12 protein-coding genes are annotated in these 12,982 nt (G+C 71.6%); 8 read left to right on the plus strand and 4 right to left on the minus strand.

What is annotated here, in order from left to right:
- Positions 1-332 precede the first annotated feature (332 nt).
- Positions 333-1,475, minus strand: a complete 1,143-nt coding sequence (locus ACQF4J_RS30545) for a DUF418 domain-containing protein (protein WP_351805428.1) — start codon at positions 1,473-1,475, stop codon at positions 333-335.
- A 320-nt stretch (positions 1,476-1,795) separates the two neighbouring features.
- Here ACQF4J_RS30545 and ACQF4J_RS30550 point away from each other — a divergent pair, with 320 nt between their 5' ends.
- A complete protein-coding gene (locus tag ACQF4J_RS30550) occupies positions 1,796-2,020 on the plus strand; it encodes a hypothetical protein (protein WP_351572154.1) in 225 nt (74 codons plus the stop codon).
- A 39-nt stretch (positions 2,021-2,059) separates the two neighbouring features.
- Here ACQF4J_RS30550 and ACQF4J_RS30555 read toward each other — a convergent pair whose 3' ends face one another.
- Positions 2,060-3,169, minus strand: a complete 1,110-nt coding sequence (locus ACQF4J_RS30555) for a sensor histidine kinase (protein ID WP_351805426.1) — start codon at positions 3,167-3,169, stop codon at positions 2,060-2,062.
- Positions 3,166-3,837, minus strand: a complete 672-nt coding sequence (locus ACQF4J_RS30560; protein WP_427167255.1) for a response regulator — start codon at positions 3,835-3,837, stop codon at positions 3,166-3,168. Before ACQF4J_RS30560 ends, ACQF4J_RS30555 begins: the two co-directional genes overlap by 4 nt.
- Before the next feature lie 164 nt (positions 3,838-4,001).
- Between ACQF4J_RS30560 and ACQF4J_RS30565 the strand changes: the two genes are divergently transcribed.
- The 6 genes from ACQF4J_RS30565 to ACQF4J_RS30590 all read left to right on the plus strand — a co-directional run bounded on the left by ACQF4J_RS30565 (position 4,002) and on the right by ACQF4J_RS30590 (position 10,216).
- Complete coding sequence (locus ACQF4J_RS30565; protein WP_427167256.1) at positions 4,002-4,232, plus strand: hypothetical protein; 231 nt, start codon at positions 4,002-4,004, stop codon at positions 4,230-4,232.
- 970 nt (positions 4,233-5,202) lie between these two features.
- A complete protein-coding gene (locus tag ACQF4J_RS30570; RefSeq protein WP_427167258.1) occupies positions 5,203-5,628 on the plus strand; it encodes an STAS domain-containing protein in 426 nt (141 codons plus the stop codon).
- 160 nt (positions 5,629-5,788) lie between these two features.
- Positions 5,789-6,550, plus strand: coding sequence for an ANTAR domain-containing protein (locus ACQF4J_RS30575; protein WP_427167259.1), 762 nt, complete (start codon positions 5,789-5,791; stop codon positions 6,548-6,550).
- Between the two features lie 78 nt (positions 6,551-6,628).
- Positions 6,629-7,345, plus strand: coding sequence for an ANTAR domain-containing protein (locus ACQF4J_RS30580; protein ID WP_427167260.1), 717 nt, complete (start codon positions 6,629-6,631; stop codon positions 7,343-7,345).
- Between the two features lie 511 nt (positions 7,346-7,856).
- A complete protein-coding gene (locus tag ACQF4J_RS30585) occupies positions 7,857-9,074 on the plus strand; it encodes a ferredoxin reductase (RefSeq protein ID WP_427167261.1) in 1,218 nt (405 codons plus the stop codon).
- A gap of 20 nt (positions 9,075-9,094) precedes the next feature.
- Positions 9,095-10,216: a fatty acid desaturase family protein gene (locus ACQF4J_RS30590; protein WP_351805420.1), complete on the plus strand. Its 1,122-nt coding sequence runs from the start codon at positions 9,095-9,097 to the stop codon at positions 10,214-10,216.
- A gap of 232 nt (positions 10,217-10,448) precedes the next feature.
- On the opposite strand, the gene ACQF4J_RS30595 is transcribed toward ACQF4J_RS30590, so the two are convergent.
- A complete protein-coding gene (locus tag ACQF4J_RS30595) occupies positions 10,449-10,727 on the minus strand; it encodes a hypothetical protein (protein ID WP_351572182.1) in 279 nt (92 codons plus the stop codon).
- Positions 10,728-11,545: 818 nt separating this feature from the next.
- On the opposite strand from ACQF4J_RS30595, the gene ACQF4J_RS30600 reads away from it, so the two are divergent.
- Positions 11,546-12,604: a LacI family DNA-binding transcriptional regulator gene (locus tag ACQF4J_RS30600; protein ID WP_427167262.1), complete on the plus strand. Its 1,059-nt coding sequence runs from the start codon at positions 11,546-11,548 to the stop codon at positions 12,602-12,604.
- Positions 12,605-12,982: the final 378 nt, after the last annotated feature.

Raw genomic sequence — 12,982 nt, forward strand, 5'->3', positions numbered from 1 at the left:
AAGGCCCGCCAAGATCCTCAGAGGACTCATCATCCGTCGGCCGCGGGTTCGAGTCCCACCCGCCCCGCCATGCACACCTGTCACCTGCGGAAACGTCTCAGCGGGGGTGCGGATGCAAGGCTTTGGGGCACGGGGCTGAATCCGCCGCTCGTGAGTTCGACTCCGGTACTGTCGGCGTTAGTTCGAGTCGCTCTGACCTGCACGGATGTCTTGGTTCGGGGTGGGGCAGGGCTCCACACGCGGCGTGTGGGAGGACATGGCGCCGGATTCGGGACGCCGGCAGGACGCGAGGAATCGGACGTGCTGTCCGGCGATCTTCGAGTGCGCCGCTTTCATCGGATGTACTTCGCCGGCTTGGTGGCGGCGTTGAGCAGGTACTCCAGGGGACCGCGGCGGAAGAAGCGGGACCAGACGGCGGCGAACACGATCGCCCCGAGGACGAACAGCAGCAGCGGTACCCAGGACTGCTGGGTGCCGGTTCCGGCGGGCGTGGAAAATGCGGTCTGTGCGAGGAAGTGGCCGACGTAGGCGGTCAGGGACATGGTGCCCACGGCGATGACCGGTTTGGCCAGGCGGCGCAGTCGCGGCAGGCGTTCCATCGCCACCGTCGCGCCCACGATCACGAGGATCGCGACTCCGACGCTGCCGACGATGTCGAACGTGGTGCCGCTGTGCGGCCCGGCCGTCAGCAGCAACGAGGCCGGCTGATCGGACTCGAACGACCCGCCGTCGGGGGGCATCGATCCGGAGCTGCCGGACGACGGCCCGTCCTCCGCGAGGCTCCTCAGCGCGCCCGGGCCGGCGAGCAGCAAGGACATGCCGTACGCGGTCACGGTGAGGGCGGCACCGAGCGCGGCCAGGCGCCGCTGGACAGTGCCGGAGGACAGGTCGAGGCGGCCCAGTGCCATACCGGCGATCACGAACGGCATCCACGTGATCGCCGGGTAGAAGCCCGTGAGCAGCAGATCGAGCACGCCCACCTCGCTGAGCCGGTGGAGCGGGTCGTGGGCGTTGATGCTCTGTTGGATCGGCTGGGTCAGCAGCGAGTTGAGGGCGAAGGCCAGCTGGGGTGCGACGAGGGCGAGGGCGGCCGCGGTGGTCGCGAGCGTCCTGGCCCGCAGTCGTACCAGGGGCAGGGCGAGGAGGAAGTAGACCCCGTAGAAGCCGAGGATGATCACTCCGCCGTATTCCATCGCCATCGCGGTGCCCAGCGCCAGCAGCATCAGGGCGCGGATCGCGATCCGGGCCTTCGCCTGACGGCCCGCCAGGCCGGTCTTCGGCTCCCCGCGGCCCGCGATCAGCATCAGCGAGAAACCGGCGAGGGTGGCGAACAGGACCGACGAGTGCCCCTCCGCCAGGTACCGGACCCAGCTGCCGACGCCGTCCGTGGCCGACAGCGGGGGACCGATGTGCACGACGTACATCCCGAACACCGCCAACGCACGGGCCAGGTCCACCCCGACGAGGCGTCCCATCGAGGGACCCGGCGAGGCCGGCACGGCGGACTCGGTGGAGGTTCGGGGCTGGGGAGGCGAGCTCTCCTGCGGCGCTGACATCTCCCGCGGCGGTTGTGTCTGTGTCATAGGGAGAATCTCGCGTGGACGTCAGGCGGCGGACCATCCGGCAGGCTTCGGTGACGGCCCCGCCGATCGGCGGGTACCGCCCTGCCGACCGGCGGAGTCCCGTCCCGACCGGTCCCGGGCGACCGGACGGCTGTCTTCTCCAGCCACTTGACGGGGGTGGCCCCGACGGTCGCCGGATGGGCGCGAGTCGGCCGGGCTTCCAGGCTGGAGGCATGACACACCGTGTGCGCCACAAGGAGACCGACTCTTCCCTCCGGTCATCGGCCGACGTGCCGGGCCGTGACGCCGTCCCTGGCAGGGGCGAGTTTCTGGAATTCCTCGGTCTGACGCTGGCGGCGGGCGCCTTCGTCCTGTGCGTCGTCTCGCCTGAGCTTCCCGAAGCGTTGGTGCACAGCCTCGCCGCGAGCACAGCTGGACTCGTCGAGGGGGTCTCGTGAGCCGACGCCGCCCGACGGGACGGCAGAAGTCGGGATCGGTCAGTCCGTACTGAGCGGGATCCGTAGCCGCACTCGGTAGCCGCCCTTCGCGGTCAGGCCCGCCTCCAGGGTGCCGTGCAGAATGTCGGCCCGTTCCCGCAGACCGACCAAGCCCTGCTGCGAACCGGGCAGGGACAGGGAAGGGCGGGTCGGCGGTGAGTTGGTGACGGTCACTCCGACATCGTCGCCGTCCTGCCACAGCTCGACGTGTGCCCTGGCGCCGGGGGCGTGCTTGCGGACGTTGGTCAACGCCTCCTGGACCGTACGGTAGAGGGCCCGTTGGGCGGGGGTGCCGACGGCGGACGGAAGCTCACCCGACAACTCCGCGTGAGTCCCGCTTGATTCCACCAGTTTGTGCAGGTCGACCAGGGTGGGCTGAGGCGTCAGCTCCGTGGCGTGGCCGCCGGAGGCGCGCAGCAGCGTGACCATGGTGCGCAGTTCGTCGAGCGTGGTGACGCTCAGCGAACGGATCGTGCGGGCGGCCTCCTTGGCGTCCGCGTCCTTGGTGGCGACCTGCAGGGCTCCGGCCCGTACGGCGATCAGGCTGACCTGGTGGGAGACCACGTCGTGCATCTCGCGGGCCAGCTGGGCGCGTTCGCGGGCGAGCACGGCCTGCGCGTGCAGGGCCCGCTCGTGCTCCCTGGCCTCCTCGATCTCGGCCAGCCGCCGCGCCAGGTCCCGTTGCGCCTGGAAAAGCTGGCCGACGAGGACCGGGGCCGCGGCGGTCGCCAGGCCGTACACGAAGAAGACCAGTGTCATGGTCCGGTCGACCTCGGCCAGGGGCCACGGAGTACTGCTCGCGACGGCGGACAGGACGACGCACCCCGCGAGGAGAAGGCGGTTGCGGGAGCGTTCGGCCAGGGTGAACAGCGCCACGAGCACGACGACGGCGACATCCTGCATCAGCGCGACGGGCAGGGTGAGCAGGAAGACCCCGAGCGGGAACCTGCGCCGGAAGAACAACGCGGCGCAGCCGACCGCGGCCGGCGCGACGCCGAGGCGCGTGTGGTCCCACATGTTCAGCCATACGTCCACGGCCGCCACCGCCACCAGGACGATGTCGACGACCGGCGCGGGCACACGCTGCCACAAGGCGCGTGCACGGCTCATCGTCCGGCCTCCGACTGCGGGCGCTCGTCGAGCAGCCCGGCCCGCTGCGCCAGTAGTGCGGCCTGCACCCGGCTGGTCACCCGCAGCTTGGTGAGGATCGCGCTGACGTGGTCCTTGACCGTGCCGGCACCCAGGTGGATGCGGAGCCCGATGTCGGCGTTCGACAGGCCCTCCGCCACCAGGACGAGGACGTCACGCTCGCGGGCGGTCAGCAGCCGGACGCGGGCCGCCTCCCCGTCGACGGCCGCCCTGCTGCCGGGGTGGCTGCGCAGCAGCGTCCGCGAGGCCTTGGGGGACAGCACCACACCGCCCGCGGCCAGGGTGCGCACCAGGTGGGCGAGCTGCTCCGGCTCGGTGTCCTTGAGCAGGAAACCGGCCGCGCCGCAGTGCAGCGCGGTCAGGATGTACTCGTCGGCGTCGAACGTCGTCAGCATCGCCACCACCGGCGGATCCGCCATCGCGCGCAGCTCGCGCAGGACGGTCAGCCCGTCGACGTCCGGCATCCGGATGTCGAGCAGCACCACGTCCGGCCGATCCCGGCGGACGGTCTCCACGGCCTCGCCCCCGCTCGCCGTCGCGACGACCTCGATGTCCTCGGACGCGCCGAGAATGAGTTCGAAGCCCGAGCGGACCAGCGCCTCGTCGTCCACCACCACGACCCGGATCACGTGCGCTCCGCCTCACCTTCATCCATGCCGTCCAACCCATGCCGCCTCGACCCTAAAGCCCGACAGAGCTCCCGCGGCCCGACGAGCGGCAGCTCCAGCCACACGGCGGGGTAGCAGCCACCGGTCGGCAGGGGCACCGCAGCCTTGTGCCGGGCATGTCGTCCATGCCGTCCGCATCGCCCGGCAGCGCCGGCATCTTCGGCGACACCCCCGCCGGGATGCTGGTCGCCTCCCCGCACAGCGAAGCGACCCTGTCCATCGTGGCCAACACCGGCGTGGCGATCCTGGTGATCACCGCGTGCCTGGCTGCCGTGGACGCCTTCCCCCGGCTCGAGGGGGCCGACCCCAAGGCGGCGGCCGGGGCGGACCGTGAGCCGGTGCCCGCCGTCGGCTGACACACCTCTCACCGCCGGTCCGGAGCGCGGGCTCCGGACCGGCCGCTTCTCGTGCTCGGGAACACCCCCACTCATGGCGCACTCTGGGACGTCATCGTGGTCGGCGGCGGAACGTCGGCCGCTGCGCTCGGCCGGGTCCGGGTCGGCCGGGCTGTCCGTGGCGCCGCGCCGGACCAGGGTCTTCGCGGCCTCGAACCTGCGGGCCGCCGTGGGCCGGGCTGCTTCTCGCGGAGCCCGACGAAGTTGTCGCCGGACTCGATGCTGAGGGACAGGGTGCGAACGCTGTCGGCCTTCGGTGCCTCGCCGTACAACTGGTGGGCAACTTCGACGATTTGCTGGGAGCTGCGCAGCCCGAAGCGGCTCACAGCGATCCGAGGTCCGAGATCCGACGTCAACACCCTGGTACTCAACGCCGATCGATCGCAGTCGTACGCCGTGCTCGGCGCTGCAGTCGTCGCCGTGATCCGCAGAACCGGAACCCGCCGAGGCCGACCCACCAGGGTTGCGTGAGGCCGCAGATGGCGATGAGCCCGGCGGCGATCGTGCCGTCCCACTCGGCGGTGTTCCGGCCGGGCAGGCGCCCGCACCTCTGTCGCTCGGTGCGCGCCGTCTGAAAACCGCTCCGCCTCGTCACGCAGCGGAGGGACGAGGCGTGGCCCGGGTACGAGCAGCGGGCGGCTTCCGGCCGTCCGCCGGAGCATGTTGAGGGCTATGCTGCTGTATGGACGTCCCAGACCCCGGCGGCTTGTCCTTGCTCGATGCAGATGGCTGCGGGGAGCGGACCTTCCGTCCGTCACCCGGCGCATCCCTGGAGGGAACTGGGTGGGTCCGCTGTCCTGTCGCACAGGCTGCCGGACCGGCCGACGCTTCGCCTCCGTCGCACGTACGTCCTGCCACGAGCGCGCCGGGAAGGCCGGGAATGCCGGCGTCACCGTGTGCGCTGCCGGATGGTCTTCCGAACCGAGGCGTCATGCCCTTCCCACAGCTCACCATCCACCGCCGTGATCGACGGAACCGGGCGCTGCTCACCCTGGCCGGTGAGATCGACCTGGAATCGGCCCCGCTGGTGCGCACGGCACTGGAGCGGTGCCTGCACGACGGTATCCGCACCGTCGATGTCGACCTCACCCCCGTCACCTTCTGCGACTGCAGCGGCCTCAACGTCCTGCTGGACGCCGCGCAGAAAACCGCCGACGCCGGCGGGACCCTGCGACTGCACCACCCGCCACCGACACTGGTCCTGATAATCGCCCTCACCGGCTGCGGGTTCCTGCTCCTCGGCGCTCCGCCCGGGCATCCGGCACCCCCTCGCGGGGGCGTTCCGGCCCCGACCGCCCAAGCCCCGCCGCACCGGCCCGTTCCGCTGGGTTCTGTCCTCTCGGGTGATGTGCGGTGACAGCCCGGTCGGAGCGGGGGCAGCAACGCGAGCCCCGTGGCAGCGAGTCGGCCACCACGGATGCGGTCCCGCTGCGCCGGGTGAACCGCCGGCAGGCGCAGGGCATGAGCGGGGTGCGGCTGGAAGGACTTGCGCACGATGCCTGGACGCGGTGGCCCGGGTGAGGTCCGACAGCCGCTCGGCGCGGATTCAGGAGCTGGTCGCCGCGCAGGCGGTGCGACGCGGTGCCCGGGTCGGTCTGGTGGACGTGTGCACCGCGGCCGTGGCCGCGCTCCCGGTCGGCGGGGCCGGACTGTCGGCGATGTCCCGGACCAGGGTGAGCCATCCGCTGTGCAGCACCGACGACATCAGCGAACAACTGGAGGAGTTGCAGCTCACCCTGGGTGAGGGGCCCTGCGTGGACGCATTCACCCATGGCTCGGCCGTCCTGACGCCCGATCTGCTGACCGGTGCACTGCAGGACCGGTGGGTCGTGTTCGCGGACGCGGCCCTGGACGCCGGGGCACGCGCTGTGTTCGCGCTCCCCCTGCAGATGGGAGCGATCAGCCCGGGAGTCCTGGACCTGTACGCCGACGTGCCGACCGTGCTGGACGCCGAGGAACTGGCCGACGCACTGGCCTTCGCCGATCTCGCGACGCTGCTCCTGCTCGATGCGCGGATCGAGGAGACGGGCGCGCCGGCCGGCGGACCGCCGCCGGACCGCGCTTTCGGGGACCTGGGCGCATACCGGGCGGAGATCGACCAGGCAACCGGCATCCTCACCGTCCAGCTCGGCGTGGGCGTCGACGAGGCCTTTGTCCGGCTGTGCGCCTACGCCTTCACGGACGGACGCCGGCTGGCCGAGGTGGCCGCAGACGTAGTGGCCCGTCGGCTCCGCCTCTCCCCTGACACAGAACCCGGACGGACCGACGAGGAGCCCTGATGCACGGGTGCCATCCGACGAACGTGCCGCACCTCCCGCCCCTTCCCGGCGGGCATAGTCTCCAACGAGGGTGACACGATGAACCAGCAGCTCCTGGCCAAGACCTTCGTCGAGCTGGCGGACAACCTGGTCGCCGACTTCGATCTGATCGACTTCCTGCGCCTGCTCACCGACCGCAGCGTCGGGCTGCTCGCCGCGAGCGCCGCCGGTGTGCTGCTCGCGGACCGCGACGGCGAACTCCGCGTGATGGCCGCCTCCGACGAACGGGTACGGCTGCTGGAACTCTTCCAGCTCCAGAACGACGAGGGCCCCTGCCTGGAGTGCTTCCGCACCGGCACCCTCGTGGGCGTCCCCGACCTGACCCGGGAGGTCGACCGCTGGCCGCGCTTCGTCACGGCGGCCCACCGCAGCGGCTTCGCGGCGGTCCAGGCGCTGCCCATGCGCCTGCGGGACGAGGTTGTCGGCGCTCTGAACGTCTTCCGCGCCGCCCCCGGCCCCTTCGACCCGGCGGGCACGCTCGTCGCCCAGGCCCTGGCCGACGTCGCCACCATCAGCCTCCTGCAACAACGCACCGCCCAGCGCAGCAGCGTCCTCAACGAGCAGCTGCAGTCCGCGCTGAACAGCCGCGTACTGATCGAACAGGCCAAGGGCAAACTCGCCGAACGCCAGGGCGTCGACATGGAGCAGGCGTTCACCGCGCTGCGTGGTTACGCCCGCGCGCACAACCGCCGCCTGTCCGACCTGGCCCGCGCCTTCATCGACGACTCCGAACCCCTCCCCGGCCTGGCGTCCTGACCCGCCTCCACCGTGTCCGCGCGCAGTCCTCCGCGGCGCGGGACTCGGTGGGAACACCCCCTCTTCGCTGCGTGGAGCCTGATCAGACACAGGCGAAGCGGAACCTGCCTTTTCCGTTCCCCGGCAGCATGTGACCAGGACGAGGGGTGTCGGCTGCACGGGCACCCACTCCGTGTGCGCGCGAACGAGATTCGGCCATGGTGCGGTGGACGGCCGCGGAATCCGTACACCTAACTTCCGAGGTCCTTCGGCGTGCGCCGGGCGGGATCGCTCCTGTCGCCCGGCGCGAGGGGGAGGAGGGGCGGGTGGGGTGACGGGATCTGGTTCCGCGTCCGCCATCGGCCGTGTCGTTGTGGTTCGCTGGCGTGGACGCCGGCTGCGGCCCGCCACTCGGGGCCGAGTTACCTGACCGAGGCGATCCCGAGTACCTGATGCGGGAATGCGCCCGACAAGCCGACGTGGCCGCAGCGCCCTGACCCCGCGTGCCCAGTGGTGAGAGAGGGGTTCCCCCATGCCCGTTCCGCGCGCGTCGATCCCGGTGACGCCGTCGGCCGCTTCCGGTACGGCGGCCGTCTTCCTCGCCGGTCTCACCGGTCTCGCCGGTCTCGCCGCGAGGCTCGCCGAGTGGGGCGGGGGCCGGGTACCGACGGCGGCGGCCCGGATCACCGGTGCTCTCGTGAGCCCTCTTGCGAGTCCTCTCGCCCCGGACGACTACCTGGGCCTGATCGACCCGCTGCTGTCCGCCCGTCATCCCGCGGGCCGGGTGATCGCCGTGCTGCCGGAGTGCGCCGGGGCGGCCACGCTGGAGATCCGTCCCGGGCGCGGCTGGGCGGCGCACCGGCCCGGACAGTACCTGCCGGTGGGGGTGGAGATCGAGGGCGTACGGCACTGGCGCACGTACTCGATCACCTCACCCCCGAAAGGGCCGGGCCGGACACTGACCATCACCGTCAAGGAGCAACCCGGCGGCCGTGTCTCCCCGCACCTCGTGCACCGGACCCGTCCCGGTACCGTGCTCCGACTCGGCCCCGCGCAGGGTGAGTTCACGCTTCCGGAGGATCCGCTGCCGCCGCGGATGCTGATGGTGACGGCGGGCAGCGGCATCACCCCGGTGGCGGGGATGCTGCGCACCCTCGCGTGCCGCGGCTTCTCCGGGCCCGCCCCCGACGTCGTACTCCTGCACAGCGCACCCGGTCCGGACGAGTTCCTCTTCCGGGCCGAACTGGCCGGGCTGGCGGCCCGGTTGCCCTGGCTGAGCGTCCACGCGCGGTACACCCGTACCGCGGGCCGGCTGGTCCCCGGGCACCTGGGCGTGCTCTGCCCGGACTGGTACGACCGGGAGACCTGGGCCTGCGGTCCGGACGGACTGCTCGACGCGCTGGAGCGGCACTACACGGCGGCCGGCGCCGGTGAGCGGCTGCGCGTGGAGCGATTCCGGCTGACGCCCGTGCGGCCGCAGGACTCCGAGGCGTCGGGCGGCCGGGTCCGGTTCGAGCACAGCGGCATCGAGGCCGACGCGTCGGAGTCCGTGCCCCTGCTGGAGACCGGGGAGGCGGCGGGCGTGGTGATGCCGTACGGCTGCCGCCGGGGGATCTGCTTCGGCTGCCTCGTCCCGCTGGTCCACGGCCGCGTCCGCGATCTGCGGACCGGTGAACTGCACGGTGAACCCGGTGAGTTGATCCAGACCTGCGTCAACGGAGCGGCAGGCCCGCTCACCCTCGCTCTCTAGGCCCCTCGAGGAGGCCTGCAATGTCCACAACTGCCGTACTCGGCACACCCTTTGAGCCGCGCGAAGACCAACCCGAGGATCACACGGAGCTGCTCGGTGAGGAGCTCGACCGGATCCGCGCCGAGATCGTCGCGGCGCGCGGCGCGCAGGACGCCCGCTACATCCATGCGGTGATCGCCGCCCAGCGCGGCCTGGAGACCGGCGGCCGCGCCGCCCTCGCCGTGTCCCTCTTCCCGCCCGCCTGGCTCGCGGGCACCGCGATGCTGACCACCGCCAAGATCCTGGAGAACATGGAGCTGGGTCACAACATCCTGCACGGCCAGTGGGACTGGCTGGGCGACCCGGCGATCCACTCCACCACCTGGGAGTGGGACTTCCTCACCCCCGCCGAGGCCTGGAAGCACACCCACAACCATCTGCACCACACGTACACCAACGTCGTCGGCCTCGACCGGGACCTCGGCTACACGGTCCTGCGCATGAGCCCGGACCAGCCCTGGCATCCGGTCCACCTCCTCCAGCCGCTGTTCACCGCGCTGCTCGCGCCCGTCTTCGAGTGGGGCATCGCCCTGTACGACCTGGAGGTGGACGCCGTCCCGTCCGGCCGCAAGAGCGTGCGGGCCCTCCTCGGCGACCTGGCCGGCCTGGCCCGCAAGGCCGTGCGCCAGGCGGCCAAGGACTACGTCCTCTTTCCCCTGTTCGCTGGCCCGTCGGCGCTGCCCTGCTTGGCGGGCAACGTCACCGCGAACACGCTTCGCAACATCTGGGCGCACACCGTGATCTTCTGCGGCCACTTCCCGGGCGACGTGCGGACCTTCTCGTACGAGGAGGAGCAGCTGGAGGGCGAGACGCGCGGGCAGTGGTACCTGCGCCAGATCCAGGGCTCGGCGAACATCGAGGGCGGTTCCCTCCTCCACCTGCTCACCGGCAACCTGAGCCACCAGATCGAGCACCACGTCTTCCCCGACCTGCCCAGCAACCGCTACGCCGAACTCGCGCCACGGGTGCGTGAGATCTGTGCCCGGCACGGGATCACGTACGTGAGCGGGCCGCTGTGGCGCCAGTACGCGTCCATGTGGGGCCGCGTCCTGCGCCATGCGGTGCCGGACGGGTCCCGGCGCCGCCGGGCTTGGGCCGGGTAGCCGCAGTAGCATGGATCGTGGGTTGGCTCACTCTCACGTGCAGCCGCCCGGAAGGGCGACTCCGGCGTGGTTGCGCCGGAGTCGTTGGTGCAGCCACCCTGGTCGTCACCCCTGACGACCAGGGATGCCTCCCGGTTCCGGGATCGCCCGGCCGCCGCCCGCCGCAGTTGATCGTTCTCGGCGCGCAGTGCGACGACGTCCTCTCCCGCCGATGCGTTCCCCCACTCCACGGTCACCTGTCGTGTTCGTGGTCCCGGCGGTCCTCGCGCCGCCAGCGCGCCCGGTTCTGGCGGCTGTAGCGACGGTCCCAGCGTTCGCGGCGGTCCCGGAGCTGCCGGTAGTCCCGGTAGTCCTCCAGGTCGGAACCGCCGTCACGACCGCGGCCTCCGCCACGATCACGGCCGTAGCGGGTGGCGCCGTAGACCAGCACCGCCGCGGCCACCCACCAGATGGGCTGGAGGAAGCCGAAGCCGAACAGGACCACGACGAGGATGAGGAGCAGAAGGAACACGGCGGGCCTCCCCGGGAGCGGGACACAGCATCGATACCGGGGACCAGGGCCTCACCCAACAGCGTAGTCCTGTCCACAGGTTGCGGATACCGTGCGACCTCACGCGTCCTGCTTGCCTGCCCGTCATGGATGGCTGCTTGACACCTGTCGGGGAACCGCTGCGAGGGCCGGCGCGCGTCGTGCCGCCCTTGCCCCCGGCAGCGTGGCAAAGCCAGTGCGCCCCCCAGGGGGCGCACCCGGCGCACCGGTGCCGGAAGCCACCGTGGCACGAACGAGGCCGTTCCCGCACGCGCCCCGTCACCACGAGCCCGATGCGCCCCGAGCGGGCACCGAACTGCATCCGGGTGCAGGGCCGGCGGCGCGCGCGGCCGGCGCACCGGCCGCAGGTCTTGCCGGCCTCCAGGGTGACGCGGGTGCCGACGGTCAGGCCGCGCCCGAGGTCGGGGCCGAGGGTGCGGACGACACCGGAGACCTCGTGGCCGACGGCGACCGCATCGGAGGCCGTGGCCTTCACCCCGGTCTGCACCCCGTGGTGGGTCTGCTTCGCGTTCACCGCCGACGTGATTCGGCACGCCCTGGGGACCGCTCCGGTCACCATCGAGGTGATCCGGCCGGTGCTCGCGTGCGGCACCTGGGACTCGTCGGCAGCATCATCGCAATCGCAGCGGCCATCGGCGAGGTCGTCCCGCAACGGACATGCCGCGGCCACGAGTTCGTAACGGGCCATTGACAGTGGCTTCGGCTGAGGGCACTCTCATGTCCACACGGTTGGCTAAACGATTAGGCAACCCGGAATCCACCACTTTGGGCAGGGGTACATGGCGCGCCGGATCGGGATCAAGGACGTGGCCGCGGCGGCAGGTGTGTCGACCGCGACCGTGTCGCACGTCCTGAACCGGGTCGAGGGCAAGCGGATCAGCGAGGAGACGCGTCAGCGTGTCTGGAAGGCCGCCGACGAGCTCGGGTACGCGCCGAACGGACTGGCCCGCGGGCTGAGGACGCAGCGGTCGCAGACCATCGGCTTCGTCAGCGACGAGATCGCCACCACCCCGCACGCGGGCCGGATGATCCTGGGAGCCCAGGAGGCCGCCGCGGCCGAGGGCCTGGTGCTGCTGCTGGTCAACACCAGCGGCGACGCCGAACTGGAGCGCACGAGCATCGACATGCTGCTCCAGCGTCAGGTGGACGGCGTGCTGTACGCGGCCATGTACCACCGCATCGTGAACCTGCCGGAGGCACTGCGGGCCACGCCCACCGTGCTGCTCGACGCCGGCTCGCCCGACCCGGCCATCCCCTCCGTGGTGCCCGACGAGGTCCAGGGCGGCTACGTGGCGGTGCGCGAGCTGATCGGCCACGGCCACCGCCGGATCGGCGTGACCGTGCAGACCGTCGACCTTCCCGCCCGCAACGGCCGCCTGGAGGGCTACCGCAAGGCGCTCGCCGAGGCCGGCATCGCCTACGACCCGTCGCTGGTCGCGGCCGAGACGGCCGTGCCGTTCAACACCGTCGGCGGAGACGTGGACACGGGATACCGGGCCGCACGCCGTCTGCTGACGGCGGACCAGCGGCCGACGGCCCTGTTCTGCTTCAACGACCGCATGGCCGCAGGGGCTTACCGGGCCGCCGCCGAACTGGGGCTGTCCGTCCCCGGCGATCTGTCGGTGATCGGGTTCGACAACCAGGAGCTGGTCTGCGAGTCGGTTCACCCGCAGCTGAGCACGGTTCAGCTCCCGCACTACGAGATGGGGGCACGGGCCGTGGCCCAACTGCTCGCACTCACCAAGACTCCGGGCCGGCCACCGGGCCCGGACATGAAGGAAGAGCTGCCTTGCCCGCTGGTGGCGCGGGCATCGGTCGCTTCGCCGCCCCGACTCTGACCCCGGGACGGCGAAGCATCTCGCACCGTGACAGGCGACCGTCGCAACCGGTCGTCGGTCCTGCCAGTACGTGGAACACAGTGAGGGTACACACATGTCCCCCTACCTTTTCAATGAGCCGTCGCACCGTCATGACCGGCTGAGACACGACAGCGCCGCGGAGTACTGAGCCGCGCTTCCCGCCGACCCCTCGGTCGGCGCCCACACCACCCCTCCCGCACCTCGCCGCCGGCCATTCGCCGGCCCCGGTCTCCGTCGCCATGCCACGGGGCCCTCAACAGGCGTCGCGGGAGGCCACCTTCACCGAGCCCACGAGGCGATCGTGGCCGGCCGCGTCCGGCGACCGCCCGTCCTCGCATGCTCCGCCGCACACACCGA

Origin of the sequence: Streptomyces sp. C1-1 (assembly GCF_050214755.1) — a bacterium.
Lineage (GTDB): Bacteria > Actinomycetota > Actinomycetes > Streptomycetales > Streptomycetaceae > Streptomyces.

What these genes read in the sequence shown, in the direction of transcription:
- ACQF4J_RS30585 (WP_427167261.1), top strand. Translation starts at nt 7,857, where the DNA reads ATGCCCGTTCCGCGCGCGTCGATCCCGGTGACGCCGTCGGCCGCTTCC.
- ACQF4J_RS30590 (WP_351805420.1), top strand. Translation starts at nt 9,095, where the DNA reads ATGTCCACAACTGCCGTACTCGGCACACCCTTTGAGCCGCGCGAAGAC.
- ACQF4J_RS30580 (WP_427167260.1), top strand. Translation starts at nt 6,629, where the DNA reads ATGAACCAGCAGCTCCTGGCCAAGACCTTCGTCGAGCTGGCGGACAAC.
- ACQF4J_RS30570 (WP_427167258.1), top strand. Translation starts at nt 5,203, where the DNA reads ATGCCCTTCCCACAGCTCACCATCCACCGCCGTGATCGACGGAACCGG.
- ACQF4J_RS30555 (WP_351805426.1), bottom strand. Translation starts at nt 3,169, where the DNA reads ATGAGCCGTGCACGCGCCTTGTGGCAGCGTGTGCCCGCGCCGGTCGTC.
- ACQF4J_RS30600 (WP_427167262.1), top strand. Translation starts at nt 11,546, where the DNA reads ATGGCGCGCCGGATCGGGATCAAGGACGTGGCCGCGGCGGCAGGTGTG.
- ACQF4J_RS30550 (WP_351572154.1), top strand. Translation starts at nt 1,796, where the DNA reads ATGACACACCGTGTGCGCCACAAGGAGACCGACTCTTCCCTCCGGTCA.
- ACQF4J_RS30545 (WP_351805428.1), bottom strand. Translation starts at nt 1,475, where the DNA reads ATGGGACGCCTCGTCGGGGTGGACCTGGCCCGTGCGTTGGCGGTGTTC.
- ACQF4J_RS30565 (WP_427167256.1), top strand. Translation starts at nt 4,002, where the DNA reads ATGCCGTCCGCATCGCCCGGCAGCGCCGGCATCTTCGGCGACACCCCC.